Origin of the sequence: Candidatus Nitrotoga sp. BS, from assembly GCF_927797785.1 — a bacterium.
Taxonomy (GTDB): domain Bacteria; phylum Pseudomonadota; class Gammaproteobacteria; order Burkholderiales; family Gallionellaceae; genus Nitrotoga.
Window position 1 is genome coordinate 1 of the sequence record NZ_CAKMLL010000008.1, and the last position, 15413, is coordinate 15413.

Sequence of the window (15413 nt, forward strand, 5' to 3'; positions counted from 1 at the left end):
TAACGCAAAACACAGCAAATTCGATTACAGAGATAGGGGATTTTTAGAGGTGCCCATAAGCCTTGGAGTTGAAGGACCCATTGCCGTATCGCTTTTACCCTGAGTGAAACCAGGTCAGGCAAGTTTTTATTCGGATCAAATATTTAAGACGCACGCTGCACATACTGTCAGATTTCTTAATGTGCTTCGGCTGCTGCCAGGTCAAATCGTACTTACTTAGCTATCGACAGTGGTTTTTAAAATTCAAAAGAAGCGGTGTATTCAATCATGGTCGAGTAAACTCCGAAATCTTTATAGGCTGCAAGTGCGGCTTTTAAATCGGCAATGATTTCTGGTTTTTTTTCCTCTAATTCTTCTGGTAGATTCATTATAACCAGCCGCCAGTTTGCCCAACCTCTGGTGCCCAGTAGTTTTCCATTGCTAATCCGAAGCCGGACAAATATCAATGTTCCTTTCCAGTAAAAGGTGAAGTCGTGTTGGTTTTTGAATTCTTCTTCGCCTGACACGATCCACCGAAGGTAGATGTCATTCTCGCGATCAATAGTCCAATCGGGCCGCACATTCGATTTGCCATAACACCGGTTAATTTCCTCTAATCCGTATTTCTTAATATCCTCCTCTGGAACGTATTCATTCACAAATGCCATGGTTTTGCTCTCCTGTTCGTGTTGTGGTGTAGGTTGAGTTGTTCGTGATACATAGTATGCTTTATGTGGCGGCCCTTCAATTTTTGAATCAGGGTGTTACGCATTGCCAGTACTACATCGCTCTAGCGCCCTAGCGTAATCATGCTCCTAATAATATCATTCAACAGTATGGGTATGTGTCGCTACATGGCCAATTGTAATATGTGATCGTGAGATTTCCGCAAAGCTTTCGAGGTATGCTGATTAATATCGGAGCCACTTAAACGACGAAGTAATAGAAGCACAGGTGCGTCGGCAATTCCTGCAATGACAGGATGGTGGGATGATGAGTAACAACAAGAAAAATCAACTTGAGTTAGCGCAATAAAACCATCAATTAGACAAAATTCTGCATCATCATTTCTGATGGCGATTTTGCTGGTAGTGATGCCCTTGTTAAACGCACCGTAGAAAAATTTGATTATTTCTCAGCCTTTCAGTAATGCCTGGTAGTCAATGCTGTCATAAGTGCCGTTATTTATGACGCACTACACTAGTAACCCCGCTATGTCACAACCGCTCTGTGGAAATGTCGCGAAAGAAGCGCTCGAACATGCTTAGCCAAAATGGCGAGGTCGGCGTGAAATGCATGACATAGCGAAGTTCATGTGCTCAGCTTATGTTCGCTCCTTAAGTAAGTCACGAATTTCCGTAAGGAGCACTTCTTCATTTGAAATTTTTGGCAGTTCTGCCGGTTTCTCTTCCGCTTTCTTCTTTAATGAATTTACACCTTTTATAGCCAGAAATATTGCAAAGGCAATAATAGTAAAATCAATTATTGACTGGATGAACTTCCCGTAGCTGATCACAACAGCGGGCGCTTCTCCTTTGGCCTCCTGAACGATGAATGCCAAATTTGCAAAATCAACCCCGCCCAATAAAACTCCTATTGGCGGCATGATTACATCTCCAACTAAAGATGAAACAATTTTACCAAACGCAGCTCCAATGATAATACCTACGGCCATGTCGACAACATTGCCCTTGACGGCAAACTCCTTAAACTCTCCCATCATGCTCATGGTATCTCTCCTTCATATATAGTGAGTCAATAAATTAAAATTATGATGTATAGCTTAATTCCCATCAGTTTACCCAAGAGCACCTCCGTTTCTTGAATCAAGTTGCTTATAAATATGCTTCCCAGCTCATCCGGCTGATGAGTTTTAAAATTTGATTACATCTGACGAAGGTCAGGCTGCGCAACGAAGGGTAACTGTAGCCCTTCCAAACTTGTTATGCCTACAATTTTATTTCAGCCCAGCCGAGCTGACACCCAGCGTGATTTTGCCGAGATTGAGCACACCTGCGGCATAGCCGCAAACCATTATGGCAACAGCAATGTGGGGTGGACGCAGGATGAGTTTGTATTCCCTATAAATTCTCAAAAAATTGAACGGTAAATTATTTTGAGTAATTACACTCAGTTTGCATATTAAGGCGTGAACGCAAGTCAATCTAACGTTCAAAATTTGCTCATCCACTTCTAGTTATTGATGAACTTTATGGGATACCTTAAGATCGATAGCAGATTTTTAGCACAACACAGGCGCTTCTTAAAATAGTGCTTGGCAAAATCCGTGCTTCCATCGCGACTATGGATAAACTGAATTTTCCACACCCCCTGAAGCATCAATAGGAACGGCAAACTGTCCCGTGCACACTAATCTTACTCGACCACCATCTCCGCGTTGATGGAAATCAACTTTCCCATCATAAAAACTGACACCCCAAGCAAAAGACGAGTTATCCTTCGCAGGCTCTATAGACCAGAAATGTGCAGCCGGAGTTGGCCATTTCATTGGGAAGGCGGCTGTATTAATCGCCGGATTTCTGACGCTTGTGTCCACAATGCTTGACAGTTCATTTGCAAAAGGCAAGCGCCAAGCTTTACCAGTGGACATCGCTTCATGTTTTGCCAATGCGAGTGCTTGATCCCAAGTATAAGCGGCTGCGACCCCAGTACAGCCGTTCGCACTTGTCATCATACCCTCAGGACAGCGCCGCCAGATTCGGCCAGTCTTGTTGTCAGTGACTTCGCTGCCATCCTCAGAAATATCAAATCTGGCCGGTATAGCCACATCAGGATTACCTTGTTCGGCCTGATTATCGTTCAGCGGAAGGGAGGTGGTGGTTTTCATGATGATGGTCTCCTTAATATTGGTTGAGATAGATTGATTGATACCTAAATTTGCGTGATATCGCTCATGATTGGTTTATAACAAAAATTGTTTACAGTTATGTAGTGTAGTTATTATTATCAATGAATAGTATCTAAGGGGTCGCTAAAAATTCAGCTTTCTAGGCAAGACAATGCGCGAGTTAAAATTTGAGATCAGCATATGGTTGATATGTAATCGGTAATTTTATTCGAGTAACATCGTATTGTGACGAAAGTTGGATTCGTAGAGGTGTCCTTGTCATAGTATAGGACGCCTCTACAAGTAAGCGAAAAAATCTCAATAAGCTGTAGTTTCTCATGTTTCTTTAGGTTGCCATCTAAATTTTAGATTTGCTGGGCATCCCTTTGTCGCACAAAGCAGATGGTGATATTTCTATGCGATGGAAAATGCGACCCCGATTCCTGGCGTTGACTACCCCCGTACGTTTGTCGAAATGGACGAATGTTTCCGCACCGAGGCTGGTTGTCGTGCCTATATCCAACGCTTGCGCTGGCCGGGTGGCTTTGTTTGTGAGTGCTGCAGTGTCGTTGGAGAGCCTTGGGTGAGCGTGCGCGGTGTATTCGATGCAGGACATGCGACGGTAGCACGTCGCTTACGGCTGGCACGGTATCCCAGGACACTCACAAACCACTTCGTTTGTGGTTTCTGGCGATGTGGTTTTTGACCAGCCAAAAGAATGGCATGAGCGCATTGGGTTTGCAGCGCGTTCTGGGGCTGGGCAGCTACGAGGCGGCCTGGACTTGGCTGCAAAAGCTGCGCCGCGCCATGGTGAGGCTCGATAGCGACCGACTCTCCGGCGAAGTCGAAATTGACGAAACCTTTGTTGGCGGCCCTGAAGAGGGCATGCGCGGGCACAAGGTTGAGAACAAGGCTATCGTATCGTGGCTGCCGAAAAGCGCGGCAAGGGTATCGGGCGCATCCGGCTGAGCCACATCAAGGACGCTTCCGCCGAAAGCCTGAAGCAATTCGTCCGGGATGTCGCTGAGCCCGGCACGACTATTCCTACGGATGGATGGAGGGGATATAACGGCCTTGAGGAGGCGGGCTATCCTCACAAAGTAACCGTTATCAGCGCCAGCTAGGAACAGGCTCATGAGCTTATGCCGTGCATACCATCGCCGCTCTGCTCAAGCAGTGACTGCTCGGTACGCTCCAGGGTGGCATACAACATCAACATCTTGATTATTACCTCGACGAATTCACGTTTCGCTTCAACCGCCGCCATTCAAACGCACGCGGATTGCTTTTTTACCGACTGGTGCAGCAAGCCATCGCCGTTGCACCGGCGCCTTATAACTTGATTGTTCATGGAAAAACCCAGTAACGTGCTTGAAGGGTATACCCAGTTTAGATTTAATTACACGTCAGAGCTGACTTTTTCGTTTGATGCCAAGCTGGCTGTACAACACGTTGGCGACACAAGCCGCCCGACAGATGCCTTTATCTCGCGCACGATATGTCCACGCATTTGCATCTAAGCGCCAAAGATATGCTTAATACGTGCCCGCCTTTGGAGCATGGGAAATAAAAAAAGGGCAACAGGGGCGTATTTCCTCAAAATTTTGACAGTAACTGATTTCCTGTGTCAGGCTAGTTGTCGCCTCAAAGGCGATCGTGGTGAACCTTTTTTAAGGTGCCCTATATATTTCAACCGCTTGTTACTATATTTTAACCATTGGTCTGTATTTGGCCGATGAACTTTGAGAGACGGCTGCTTTCTGGTAAAATCGCTCTCAAGTTTTGAATAAGGCGTCCGTAATCTTAAGAGAACGCGGTAGCTAGGAGACGCAAATGTTAAGCCGAAACACCCTGACACAAGAAAAAAAATCAAAGCTGCGCTGGTTCGTTGCCTTGTCCAGCCTGCCCTTGCTTGGCGTGGTCACTGCATTTGGAATTGCACCGCAGCCTGACAATATCCATACACCCCTTACAATGGTCGTGGAAGAAATCGCTCTGCCCCATGATGCTTTAACTCTTGCCAGCACCACCAATTCCAAGGCAGCCACATTTTGGCGCAATGAACGTGTGCAGCGCGGAGATACAGTAACTGAGCTCCTACGCCGTATGCAGGTAGAAGATTCCTCTGCCAGCAAATATCTACGTAGCGATCAAGCCGCAGCGTCCTTCCGTCAGCTTGCCGTAGGTAAATCTATACAAGCTGAAATCAATGCTGATGGTAATCTGCTGACGTTGCGTTATATTGATAATAAAGGCAACCAGGTACTGATTGAGAAAGGTATCAGCGGTCTTAAGAGCAGCATTCAACCTCCACTGCTTGAGAGACGTTTACTCATGCGGACTGGCGAGATTAGTAGCTCTCTATTTGCTGCGACCGATACAATCGGCCTGCCGGAAACGACCGCAATTCAACTGGCTGAAATTTTTGGTGGCGATATTGACTTTCATCGTGACCTACGCAAAGGAGACAAATTTAGCGTAGTTTACGAAATGAATTATAGCAACGGCGAACCTGTTCGTGCCGGACGTATCCAGGCTGCCGAGTTCATTAATAAAGGCGAGAGCTACCGTGTGGTGTATTTCAAAGATAACAATGGTCATGGTGATTATTACACGCCGGACGGTAAGGGCAGACGAAAGGTGTTTTTGCGCTCACCACTCGAATTTTCACGCATTAGTTCCGGCTTTAGTCTGTCGCGCTTTCACCCGGTGCTGAACAAATGGCGTTCGCATAAAGGCGTGGACTATGCCGCAGCGCGAGGTACCAAGGTTAAGGTAACTGCCGACGGGACGGTATCCTTTGTCGGTAGGAAAGGCGGTTATGGCAATGTTGTGATTGTGAAGCATCAGAGCAACCACACTACCTTATATGGACATTTGTCTCGATTTTCTAACGGCTTGCGCCTCGGGCAACGTGTGGAACAGGGGGATATTATTGGTTTTGTTGGTATGACTGGCTTGGCCACGGGTCCACACTTGCATTATGAGTTCATGGTCAATGCTCAGCATCGCGATCCATTGCGAGCCATATCGCCGGATGCCGCTCCACTGGGCTATACGCAGAAGCTTGCCTTCCAAGAAGCTACCCGTGGCCTGACAGTTCGCTTGGGCTTGTTGCGTGACACCAACTTGGCTAAACTTGATTGATAAAAATAATGCTGAGCATAATAAAATAGTTAATAACAGTTCTGAATTTTATATAGGCATCATGTCTGGTACCAGTTTGGATGGCATTGATGTTGTGTTGGTCGATTTGTCAGCCGGCTACCCAAAGTTACTAGCTACCTACTTCCAAGCTTACGGAAAGAGGCTCAAAGAGGAGCTGCTCGTCCTGCATCACGCTGCAAATGATGAGCTACATCAGATGCAGCTCATCAGTAATGAATTGGCGAGCTTGTATGCGGCAGCAACGGCAGCCTTACTGCGAGCAGCTAACATCGCGCTTGAGCAAGTACGCGCAATTGGCTGCCACGGGCAGACTATACGACATTGCCCTAGCGAAGGTTATACCCTGCAACTGGGCAATGCGGCTTTGCTGGCCGAATTGAGTGGCATTGCCGTGGTTAGTGATTTCCGCAGCAGTGATATCGCCGCAGGCGGGCAGGGCGCGCCGCTAGTCCCTGCTTTTCATGACAAAGTTTTGCGCCACCCAAACATTCATCGCGTTATTGTCAACATCGGTGGCATCAGCAACCTTACCAATCTGCCACCTAAGCGACATACAACTGGCTTCGATTGTGGCCCAGGCAACATGCTGATGGATGCATGGATTACTCTACAGTGTGGAGAGTTTTATGATCGGGATGGTGCGTGGGCCGCCAGCGGACAGATCATTCCGGCACTGCTACAGAAGTTACTGGACGAACCTTTTTTGCATGCCGTGCCACCGAAAAGCAGTGGGCGTGATTTGTTTAATCTAGCTTGGCTGAACAGCCAGCTACGTGGTGACGAAGCACCTGTCAACGTACAGGCTACTTTGCTCGCATTTAGCAGTCGCGTTATTTCAGACGCAATCCATTGTTTTTGTGATGGCGCGCAAGAGGTTTATTTGTGTGGTGGTGGCGCACATAATCAAGCTTTAGTGCAAAACCTGGGCATATCCCTGCCGAATTGCCGAATTCAAACTACTGACCTGTTAGGCCTAGGAGTTGACTGGCTGGAGGCCATCGCTTTTGCTTGGCTAGCACAGCAACGATTAAATGGATTTAGCGTTAATTTGACCGCCATCACTGGTGCACGTCACCCCTGCATTCTTGGCGCGCATTATTCAGCTTAATTTTTTGGTAGTCGTAACTTCCTTGATGTTAATCATATAATTTGCATTATTAACGTTGTTATATAGTTTCCTCTGGAAATCGAAATGGGAATGTATTTATAAAGCGCAAAAAATGCGAGAGGGTATGTGCCCTCTCGTTAGATAGCTACATTAATTGGACACCTCAAAAACCATAGCTTTCAAACTTTCCGGCCTGAATTTTATGAACGCGAGCAAACCCGGTTCAGGTTCTTCGATGGATTGCGTATTGTTGCGCAGTTCCACCCTATTTTTTACCTAGAATCGTTCATTTTTTAAGCAATTCGGCTTATTGAGAACGTCAGAATGCCTCAATTCCAGCCCGCTTAAGATAAATCAGACGCTTGAGGTTGTAGCTGGCCGCCATCATGGTCATGGCAAAATTGCCTGTGCCTGACCGATAGTGCGAATCAGTTTGCCGCCCATCTATTCAATGCCGGCAAAGATGTCTGCTCGGGCACGGGTTTTGTCAATGCGCTGGTTCCGCTTTTCCTGCCGTGCCAAAAGGGGATGGTTGCGCGCACCCTTGCGCTGGATGTAGTTGCGGTATCCCGCTTCTTTCAACTGTGCTTCCCGTGCAGCACTCGGATAGCCCTTATCGGCATAGACTTCTCGGCAGGTGTTGTCCGAGTCCAGTACGGCGTCAAAGTGCTGGCTGTCATGGGTGCTTGCTGTGTCGGTCTCGATCTTGCGGATCACCTTGTAGCGTCGGTCTACGTTCACTGACAGCTTGTAGCCTTGCTTGAGCAGTTGTTGCTCCATACCATCGAATAAAGCCTGGGCACCCACTTCGCCAATTCGGTTTTCAAAAGTCCAGACGGTGGTACGATCCAGAACGCACGCCGAATCAGTCAGTCCGCAGAAATGCTGGTAGCTCATCCGGTCAAGCAGTTGATACTCCATCTGTTCATTCGAGAGGTTGTTGCACCGCTTCAGGAACAGATGCGCATCATCGTCTCGGTGGGGAACGGTGGACGACCACCTTGCAAGTTTTCCGGCCTAGGCGCTAGCCGATCAACTTCTTTTGCTAGCGCAACACAAAATCGATATGCTCTTCAAATACCAGGAGCGGATCGCCCAGGCGGTCTACCTTCTCCTGCCTTTGGTCGGCGGCAAACAGGTCTTTCTTGATCGCGCTACGGAGATTCATCGGCATTGGTAGGACTCGAGTTCAGACAGGTGAATTTTATCAAAAGAGCTTCAAAAAAAGAGTTTTTCGAGGTGCCCTATTATAATATTTCAATTAAACTGAAAAAGATGACCCACAACCACAGGTGGAAGTAGCACCTGGGTTCTTGATTACGAATTGCGAACCTTCTAACCCATCCTGATAATCAATTTCTGCGCCCACTAGATATTGAAAGCTCATTGGGTCAATTAACAACTGGACGCCATTTTTATTCAGTACGGTGTCATCTTCATTGGTTACTTCATCTAAAGTAAAGCCATACTGAAATCCGGAACAGCCGCCACCGCTTACGGCAATGCGCAACTTTAAGTTGGCATTATCCTCTTCTTCAATCATTGCTTTAACCTTATTGGCCGCACTGTCGGTAAACACCAGTGGATCTTGTATTTCGGTTACTGCGTTCATTATTACCTCCATAAATTAGTTAGCTACTCATTCCTTACTATTTAGCTCGAATACCTTTAACTTATTTAGTCAGTGAATTATCCAAGTAGCCATAAGACTAGAATTAATACTTAGCTGATTTATTGTACTTTAAATTAAGTTGACATGCTACGGTTAGTGTCTACCGATGCCAGAGGAATAAAACGCAGTGTAGCTGGAAATGGTCACCGGTACCACCAAAGTCATAGCGTTCATGTTCCGGTCGCAAGACAGATGTTCTCGACTGGCAGTGGCTGCAACAGTTGATAACTATGGTCTACTGTCCGGTTTCGCCCGATGGATGAATTGCATGCGTCATCTCGACAACGTGATATGTTGCTGGCCTCTCAAGGTCGGCATATACAGCACATGAACAAACGTTAACCCATATGAACGTGCAACTGGCCAACGCGATTTCAGACATCGCTGGCGAACCAGAGCGACTGTATTCCAGGATAGGCCGATTGAAGATGGAGCTGGATTAGCTCAAAAAATGTCTGTGATCAGCCAATAGAAAACCGCAGGAAATGGGTCTGCACCATCGAACCACTGGCGCTGATTAATTCTGAATACGCCCGGCATCCATTTCACGGCAGCCGCAAAAATCAAGGTTTACCTGCGAGTGCTTGGGGCACAAGGCCAACCGCAAGCGGGTGCAGGGGTTGATGGGGCTTACCGGAATACCAGCCGTCCACATCCGCAGCACAAGGTTTATCCATACCGGCTCAGAGACGCGAACGTAATCCGCCCCAATCAGGTATGGAGTACAGACATCACGTACATCCGCCTAGCGCGCGGGTTCGTGTACTTGGTGGCCGTGATTGACTGGTACTCGCGTAAAGTGCTGTCGTGACGGCTATCGAACACACTGGATAACGTCTTTGGTGGCGGCGCAAAGATTGTGGACAAATACTATGAGAAAGAAAAAGCTCACCCAGAAATAGAAACAAAAAACAACCGAACACTGGGGCCAGCGTGTTTCCGCTGCATAAAGTAAGGTTGAACTAAACCGCTACGCGGTGGCACTCCGATCCCATCGCATCCCACCTCAACCTTCTGATTTATCTTGCTGCAAATGACGTAGAAATCTTCGATCCTTGATTGCGGGGGATGTCCCCGATCATATCAAGGAGACGAAGATGAAGACGTTACGTGAGCAGATGAATGATGCAATGATCTTGCGTGGGTTTGCGGCGCGCACACAAGAAGCTTACCTGGCTGCGGTACGCGCACTCGCGAAGCATTACCGCCGCTCGCCGGACACACTGACGGCGCAAGAGGCCAAGGCCTACCACCTACACCTGATCGTCGAGCGCAAGCTCGCTTATTTCAGCGTGAACCAATCGACCAGTGCCTGTCGTTTTCTGTTCGACAAGGTGTTGCGTCGTCCACAAGCCCGATTCGACATCCCAATGGCGAAGGTACCCAAATCCCTCCCATGCGTGTTATCGCGGAACGAAGTAAGCTGCCTGCTCGCTGCGGCGCCCAACCCGCGCGCCGCGCCTTACTGATGGTGACCTATGCCGCCGGGCTGCGCGTTACCGAGTTATGCTCGCTGCAAATAGGGGATATTGAGAGTGACCCGGATCGGATGTGCATCAAAGTGCGGGGTGGCAAGGGCGGCAAAGATCGCTATACCCTGCTTTCCCCCGTCTTACTGCAAACCCTGCGCGATTACTGGCGCTCGTATCACCCGCACACATGGCTATTTCCGAACATGACCGGCACCGGGCCGATCTGCACTACCATGGCACAACGCATGTATTGCGCTGCGCGCGACCGCGCCAAACTGAAACACCAAGGCGGCATCCACACCCTACGCCACTGCTTCGCCACACACCTGCTTGAGTCCGGCGGCGTAGACATCCACACTATCCAGCGGCTACTGGGGCATGGCCATGTCTCGACCACCATGCGTTATTTCCATCTTGCGCAAAGCAAGCTGACCGGCACCACTTCGCGGCTGGAGTTACTCGACACTGTCCTACGCTAGCCGTCGTGTCTCACGGTGTGGGCTTAGCCGACATCTTACGCAAACACGGCCAACCCTATCTCGATACGCACGCACTGCCTGTTGTCCAGGACACGGTGTGGCGAGCGATCGTCGCCTGTTGTACCCAATCTCTGGGTGGGCATATCGAGTGCTGCGACCGCTGTGGCTCGCGGCGCGAAGACGAGAGCTGTTGCCGGTGCCGTATTTTCATCTGGTGTTCACCTTGCCTCACGTCCTCAACGGACTGGCAGGGTGCGATGCGCGCACGCTATACAAGCTATTGTTCGGTGCGGTGGCGGACACGCTGAATGCGTTCACCGCCAATCCGCATTGGCTGGGCGGCACGCCCAGTTTTACGCTGGTGTTACATACCTGGAAGCAAGACTTGGGTAGGCATATCCCTATCCACGCTTTAGCAGCAGGTGGCGCGCTCACTACGGAGGGCAAGTGGGTAAGCGCGAAGCGCGGCTTCCTGTTCCCGGTGAAGGCGATGTCTGTCGTTTACCGGGGCAAATTCATGGACGCGCTCGATGCGGTGCGCAAGGCGGGCAGCTTACGCTACGACCCAGCGCGAGACGATGCATCATGGCACACCCTTATAGCCGCTTTGCGCCGCCACGACTGGGTGGTATATGCCAAGCAGCCGCTGGGCGGCCCGGCGCAAGTACTGGAATATCTCGGGCGCTATACGCACCGGGTGGCGATTTCCAACGAGCGCATCCTCGGCATGGATGGGAATCATGTACGCTTTAGGATGCGCGATTCAGCCAACGGTAATCGGAAGAAAGTGATGCGTCTAGAAGCGGGCGAGTTTATCGGGCGTTTCATGCAACACATGTTGCCTAGTGGTTTCAAGCGTATCTGTCACTACGGCTTGCTCGGCCCTGCGCACAAAGCCGCTAACCTAGCCGCCGCGCGCATGGCGCTCAACGTGCCCGCGCCCGACCCTGTCGTGGTGGAATCGGTGGAAGCATTCATGCGGCGGGTGACGGGCATCGAGTGGCTTAACTGTCCGCACTGCGGTGAAGGCGAGTTAAGGGTAGTACAGGCGATTCCCCCGCACATGCCGCGCGCGCCGCCTCAGAAGCTGTCATGAAGTTTCTCTATTTTTTATTGCGCCGTCCCGGCAATCGTGTGTTTACACCTGTCGTGGATGCGCTCGTCCATACGGCAGGAATGGCGTTTGCATTAAACCTTTTGCGCGGTATTCAGGCAGCAATGTGCTGCAGAAAGTATGCTCAGGATCAACCGCTTATTCCTCACTCACTGGCGTACGCCCCGATCATGCAGTTGACGATCTGCCGCAAAACCTTACAATCCCCATAGGTTCCGCTCTCCGTAAGGTTCAGTTCAACAAGGTTTATCTGCCGCCATCATGGGAAGCGGGTTAAACGCGTTTGGGCAGGGCGGCAGATAAACGCTATTCGTTAGGCATCTTGAGTTACAGCAAGAGTAGCCTCGCGTCAGTCACAGTACGACAGAGGAGAACATCAAGTGCAACCGTTTACGTTCTTTATTAGCTATCGTCGGCAAGATACAGCGCCGATCGCTTTACTTCTCAAGAACGAGATAGAGAAGCGAATGCAATTCGTCCGAGTCTCGGTAGATGTAGAAGAAATGGTAGTCGGCGATCCATTTCCAGAAAAACTACGACGCTTGATAGATTCGGCGCACGCGACGATTGTCCTTATAGGCAGGAATTGGATGCCCCGAAAGGGCGAAGTTCTTGGGAGTTCGGCCGGTACGGACTGGGTGGTCAACGAGTTGGAGTACTCAAGGGCAGCGGCTCTAGAGCCTTCGATGGCGGCCAACGCCGGGATTGCAAGCCGGGTAATTCTTCCCCTCTTCGCTGACTGTGACAGAGGGTTTGCGCAGTTCGAAGTCCCGCAGTCAATCGCCTACCTTGAACAACTGCACGCCGAGCAAATTGACTACGCTAGTTGGCCGGCGGCAATCGGCCCGCTGCTCGATCGGGTCGCTGTCAAGCTTTCCTTAAAGAAGCGACCGGATGCCGACGAATACCCCAAGCCCGATTTGGCGAAGGCAAGAACGCAACCCCTCGCGGATTCGGAACTGACCCAAATACTTCACTACGACGACTACGAGGGCTGGTACATAGACAACTTTGGAAACGCCGAGGTCAAGTATTTGGTCAAGACCTTCAAGTTTCGACACTTCGATCAGGCGGCAGACTTCATGGCTATGGTCTCCAATCACTGCCGAATCTTGGACCACCACCCGGAGTGGCGCAACGTTTTCAATCACGTTACTGTATCGCTCACGACGTGGGATGCCCAGCGTAGAGTCACAATCTATGACCTAAATCTGGCGTTGTTCATGAACATGGCAGCAAAGGCTGTGGCAAAGAAGGCATAGATACGTGCGCAGATGCCTAACCCTTCCATCGAGCGGACTCGCTCCGGCAGCGCGGGCTTGGCCCTCACTTCATTCTGGGCCAAGCCCGCGCCGCCTCCGCGAGCAGCTCATGTCAAACGTTATGCCAAGCAGTAGCGAGATCAGTAGATAAACATGGCACAAGTTTTCCTTTCGTATGCACGCGCTGACCGCGATTTTACCCTTCAATTGGCGGGAGCATTAAGGGTTTACCAAATTTCTTATTGGTTCGATGAACGCGTTGACTTTGGAGATGAGTGGTGGCAAAAAATCGAACAAGAAATCAAAGAGTGTAAATATTTTGTTCTGGTTATGACTCCCGATGCCGCATCTTCGAGATGGGTGAAGCGTGAAATTCACGTTGCCGATCACTACGGAAAAAGCATTCGGCCAATTTTGCTACGGGGTGAGCCGTTCTCAATGTTTCTTGGCACTCAGTATATTAGGAGTACTGCCGATAAATTTGTGGAAGAGAAGTTCTTCTACAGCATCAGTGATAATACAGTCCAAAAGCAAATTACATTCGAGCCCACGCAGGTAGCCCATGAATTTAATCCAAAGGAAGCAATTCAGGAGCAGATTAAACTGCTGTCGCATCCAGTCAATCATCCAGAGAGCGTTCTGGCGTTAGCAATTGCAGCTGCTAATGGAAATGCGGAAATAGGAGGGATTGTTGTCGAGGCACTAGAAAAAGCCAAAAGACATGGTCCTGTTGTTGTAGAAAAAGGGCATGCAGTGAGAACGACCGTTGAGTCGGTATCCGGCCTTGAGTTCGCGAGTGGCTATTTATCTCCTTATTTCATAACGGATCAAGAAAATCAAACCGTCGTATTATATGATCCATGCATATTGGTTTTCGATGGTGAATTGAATATTGATGATTTGAGAGGTCTTTTGCCGTTACTGGAGGAAGCGGCAAAAGAGAAAAAGGCTATAGTATTTATTGCGCGTTCATTTGATGCTGAATTGTTAGCCACATTCGCGGTGAACGCAGAAAAGAAAATACTTGAGGTGGCTGCCTTTCAGGTGGAAATCGGAGATGAGAATCCATATACTTTGCTTGCAGATATTGCTTTAATAACAAATACAACCGTTTCAAATAGTAGAGCCCGTCTTGAAGATATTAAGTTATCTAGCCTTGGGAAATCGAAGAAATTAAGATCCACTGCAGACGCGACAGCGATTATAGGAGGCGCAAGGAGCTTACAGGCGGTTTCTGATGAGATGAGTAAAGTTAATTTTGTTGCATCCAATAGGTGTGGCGCTACGAACGAAAAGGACTTTTTTAGTCGATTAAGAACCGGAATTGTCTTGATAAAGGTTGGCGGAAAAACCATTGAAAAAATCCAAAGTAATATGAATCTCATCCAACAATCTTTAAATCAAACAAGATTAGTCGTTTACAATCACGCATGAATGCAAGCTCAATGTGAATTATTTTTATTTCGTGCTTGGCATTTGCTTAACAATTGAAAATTGCATAACAATCACATGCACTCGGACAGCCAAAAGCGCCGCTCGTTCCTCGCTCTGCTTTTGGCTTCCGGTGATGTGAGGCGTTAGGCTTCACATAAACCGCTCCTGGCGGCCTCGCCACAAATTCCCTTGCAATATTACGCGACGCGTAATACACTCATGGCATGATCCAGTCGTTCAAGTGCAAGGACACCCAGGCGCTCTACGAGGGAAAGAGCCCTCGCCGCTTCAGGGCCTTGGCAAAGGTTGCGGAACGTAAGCTCGCCCAACTGGACGCGGCGCAAACACTGGCGTTTTTGAAGGCGCCTCCTGGCAATCACCTGGAAGCGCTGAAAGATGATCGAAAGGGTCAGCACAGCATTCGAGTCAATGTTCAGTGGCGCATCTGCTTCGTGTGGACTGATGTTGGCCCTACCGACGTTGAGATCGTGGACTACCACTGAAGGAATCACTATGACACGTCCTATCAATCGCATGCGTTCCGTTCACCCTGGCGAGGTGCTGCGGGAAGACTATCTAGCCCCCCTTGGGCTCAGCGTCAACGCGCTATCCGTCGCGCTGGGTGTACCGGCGACCCGCATTCACGAGATCGTTAAGGAGCGGCGTGCAGTTACAGCAGATACCGCAGCTCGCTTGGCCAAGCACTTCGGTGGTGACGCGGCGTCTTGGCTGGTCATGCAGGCCAACTATGACTTGAAGACCCTTGCGACACTCCAAGACATTGAGCGTGTGGTCCCGGTTCGAGAGCAAGTTGTTGCCTAAGTGTCAAGTCCCGGCTGGTTATAAACGCGCTTCTTGAATAATTCAGGTTTTTTCT

General features: G+C 49.2%; 17 protein-coding genes and 3 pseudogenes. 14 read left to right on the top strand and 6 right to left on the bottom strand.

The window, feature by feature from the left end:
• Positions 1-236: 236 nt before the first annotated feature.
• On the bottom strand, positions 237-647 hold the full coding sequence (locus MJ769_RS00480; RefSeq protein ID WP_239233887.1) for a hypothetical protein: 411 nt from the start codon (positions 645-647) through the stop codon (positions 237-239).
• Positions 648-1303: 656 nt separating this feature from the next.
• Positions 1304-1708: a large-conductance mechanosensitive channel protein MscL gene (gene mscL / locus MJ769_RS00485; protein ID WP_239233888.1), complete on the bottom strand. Its 405-nt coding sequence runs from the start codon at positions 1706-1708 to the stop codon at positions 1304-1306.
• A gap of 216 nt (positions 1709-1924) precedes the next feature.
• On the opposite strand from mscL, the gene MJ769_RS00490 reads away from it, so the two are divergent.
• Positions 1925-2089: a hypothetical protein gene (locus MJ769_RS00490; protein ID WP_239233889.1), complete on the top strand. Its 165-nt coding sequence runs from the start codon at positions 1925-1927 to the stop codon at positions 2087-2089.
• A 192-nt stretch (positions 2090-2281) separates the two neighbouring features.
• Here MJ769_RS00490 and MJ769_RS00495 read toward each other — a convergent pair whose 3' ends face one another.
• The gene (locus MJ769_RS00495) at positions 2282-2827 is read right to left on the bottom strand and encodes an Lcl C-terminal domain-containing protein (RefSeq protein ID WP_239233890.1); all 546 of its coding nucleotides are present in this window, start codon (positions 2825-2827) and stop codon (positions 2282-2284) included.
• Positions 2828-3248: 421 nt separating this feature from the next.
• Between MJ769_RS00495 and MJ769_RS00500 the strand changes: the two are divergent.
• The 4 genes and pseudogenes from MJ769_RS00500 (at position 3249) to MJ769_RS00515 (ending at position 7103) form a co-directional block, all read left to right on the top strand.
• Positions 3249-4193 (top strand): annotated as a pseudogene (locus MJ769_RS00500) (IS1595 family transposase).
• Positions 4177-4347: a hypothetical protein gene (locus tag MJ769_RS00505; RefSeq protein ID WP_239233902.1), complete on the top strand. Its 171-nt coding sequence runs from the start codon at positions 4177-4179 to the stop codon at positions 4345-4347. Before MJ769_RS00500 ends, MJ769_RS00505 begins: the two are co-directional and overlap by 17 nt.
• A 313-nt stretch (positions 4348-4660) precedes the next feature.
• Complete coding sequence (locus tag MJ769_RS00510; protein ID WP_239233891.1) at positions 4661-5974, top strand: M23 family metallopeptidase; 1314 nt, start codon at positions 4661-4663, stop codon at positions 5972-5974.
• Between the two features lie 25 nt (positions 5975-5999).
• Positions 6000-7103, top strand: coding sequence for an anhydro-N-acetylmuramic acid kinase (locus MJ769_RS00515; RefSeq protein ID WP_256445668.1), 1104 nt, complete (start codon positions 6000-6002; stop codon positions 7101-7103).
• Positions 7104-7422: 319 nt separating this feature from the next.
• Here MJ769_RS00515 and MJ769_RS00520 read toward each other — a convergent pair.
• Both MJ769_RS00520 and erpA read right to left on the bottom strand, forming a co-directional pair.
• Positions 7423-8271: pseudogene (locus tag MJ769_RS00520) on the bottom strand (IS5 family transposase).
• Between the two features lie 93 nt (positions 8272-8364).
• Positions 8365-8715: an iron-sulfur cluster insertion protein ErpA gene (gene erpA / locus MJ769_RS00525; protein ID WP_239233893.1), complete on the bottom strand. Its 351-nt coding sequence runs from the start codon at positions 8713-8715 to the stop codon at positions 8365-8367.
• Positions 8716-9406: 691 nt separating this feature from the next.
• Between erpA and MJ769_RS00530 the strand changes: the two are divergent.
• The 8 genes and pseudogenes from MJ769_RS00530 to MJ769_RS00560 form a co-directional block, all read left to right on the top strand.
• Positions 9407-9583: pseudogene (locus tag MJ769_RS00530) on the top strand (DDE-type integrase/transposase/recombinase); the annotation flags it as partial.
• Positions 9584-9872: 289 nt separating this feature from the next.
• Positions 9873-10244, top strand: a complete 372-nt coding sequence (locus MJ769_RS00535) for a site-specific integrase (RefSeq protein ID WP_239233894.1) — start codon at positions 9873-9875, stop codon at positions 10242-10244.
• A complete protein-coding gene (locus tag MJ769_RS00540; RefSeq protein ID WP_305854669.1) occupies positions 10172-10726 on the top strand; it encodes a tyrosine-type recombinase/integrase in 555 nt (184 codons plus the stop codon). Before MJ769_RS00535 ends, MJ769_RS00540 begins: the two co-directional genes overlap by 73 nt.
• A gap of 17 nt (positions 10727-10743) precedes the next feature.
• Positions 10744-11034: a transposase zinc-binding domain-containing protein gene (locus MJ769_RS14585; protein WP_445083046.1), complete on the top strand. Its 291-nt coding sequence runs from the start codon at positions 10744-10746 to the stop codon at positions 11032-11034.
• Positions 10941-11822 (top strand): IS91 family transposase, encoded by an 882-nt coding sequence (locus MJ769_RS00545; protein ID WP_445083047.1) that lies wholly within the window; start codon positions 10941-10943, stop codon positions 11820-11822. The genes MJ769_RS14585 and MJ769_RS00545 overlap by 94 nt, the downstream gene beginning before the upstream one ends.
• Positions 11819-12052 (top strand): hypothetical protein, encoded by a 234-nt coding sequence (locus MJ769_RS00550; RefSeq protein WP_239233896.1) that lies wholly within the window; start codon positions 11819-11821, stop codon positions 12050-12052. Before MJ769_RS00545 ends, MJ769_RS00550 begins: the two co-directional genes overlap by 4 nt.
• Positions 12053-12220: 168 nt before the next feature.
• Positions 12221-13102, top strand: a complete 882-nt coding sequence (locus MJ769_RS00555) for a 4a-hydroxytetrahydrobiopterin dehydratase (RefSeq protein WP_239233897.1) — start codon at positions 12221-12223, stop codon at positions 13100-13102.
• Positions 13103-13255: 153 nt separating this feature from the next.
• The gene (locus MJ769_RS00560; protein ID WP_239233898.1) at positions 13256-14536 is read left to right on the top strand and encodes a TIR domain-containing protein; all 1281 of its coding nucleotides are present in this window, start codon (positions 13256-13258) and stop codon (positions 14534-14536) included.
• A 197-nt stretch (positions 14537-14733) separates the two neighbouring features.
• On the opposite strand, the gene MJ769_RS14590 is transcribed toward MJ769_RS00560, so the two are convergent.
• Positions 14734-15072 (bottom strand): hypothetical protein, encoded by a 339-nt coding sequence (locus tag MJ769_RS14590; protein ID WP_445083048.1) that lies wholly within the window; start codon positions 15070-15072, stop codon positions 14734-14736.
• On the opposite strand from MJ769_RS14590, the gene MJ769_RS00570 reads away from it, so the two are divergent.
• On the top strand, positions 15050-15358 hold the full coding sequence (locus MJ769_RS00570; protein WP_239233900.1) for a HigA family addiction module antitoxin: 309 nt from the start codon (positions 15050-15052) through the stop codon (positions 15356-15358). The two genes, MJ769_RS14590 and MJ769_RS00570, sit on opposite strands and share 23 nt — an antisense overlap.
• The last annotated feature ends 55 nt before the right edge of the window (positions 15359-15413 follow it).

What these genes read in the sequence shown, in the direction of transcription:
- MJ769_RS00480 (WP_239233887.1), bottom strand. Translation starts at nt 647, where the DNA reads ATGGCATTTGTGAATGAATACGTTCCAGAGGAGGATATTAAGAAATAC.
- mscL (WP_239233888.1), bottom strand. Translation starts at nt 1,708, where the DNA reads ATGAGCATGATGGGAGAGTTTAAGGAGTTTGCCGTCAAGGGCAATGTT.
- MJ769_RS00490 (WP_239233889.1), top strand. Translation starts at nt 1,925, where the DNA reads ATGCCTACAATTTTATTTCAGCCCAGCCGAGCTGACACCCAGCGTGAT.
- MJ769_RS00495 (WP_239233890.1), bottom strand. Translation starts at nt 2,827, where the DNA reads ATGAAAACCACCACCTCCCTTCCGCTGAACGATAATCAGGCCGAACAA.
- MJ769_RS00505 (WP_239233902.1), top strand. Translation starts at nt 4,177, where the DNA reads ATGGAAAAACCCAGTAACGTGCTTGAAGGGTATACCCAGTTTAGATTT.
- MJ769_RS00510 (WP_239233891.1), top strand. Translation starts at nt 4,661, where the DNA reads ATGTTAAGCCGAAACACCCTGACACAAGAAAAAAAATCAAAGCTGCGC.
- erpA (WP_239233893.1), bottom strand. Translation starts at nt 8,715, where the DNA reads ATGAACGCAGTAACCGAAATACAAGATCCACTGGTGTTTACCGACAGT.
- MJ769_RS00535 (WP_239233894.1), top strand. Translation starts at nt 9,873, where the DNA reads ATGAAGACGTTACGTGAGCAGATGAATGATGCAATGATCTTGCGTGGG.
- MJ769_RS00540 (WP_305854669.1), top strand. Translation starts at nt 10,172, where the DNA reads ATGCGTGTTATCGCGGAACGAAGTAAGCTGCCTGCTCGCTGCGGCGCC.
- MJ769_RS00550 (WP_239233896.1), top strand. Translation starts at nt 11,819, where the DNA reads ATGAAGTTTCTCTATTTTTTATTGCGCCGTCCCGGCAATCGTGTGTTT.
- MJ769_RS00560 (WP_239233898.1), top strand. Translation starts at nt 13,256, where the DNA reads ATGGCACAAGTTTTCCTTTCGTATGCACGCGCTGACCGCGATTTTACC.
- MJ769_RS00570 (WP_239233900.1), top strand. Translation starts at nt 15,050, where the DNA reads ATGACACGTCCTATCAATCGCATGCGTTCCGTTCACCCTGGCGAGGTG.
- MJ769_RS14590 (WP_445083048.1), bottom strand. Translation starts at nt 15,072, where the DNA reads ATGCGATTGATAGGACGTGTCATAGTGATTCCTTCAGTGGTAGTCCAC.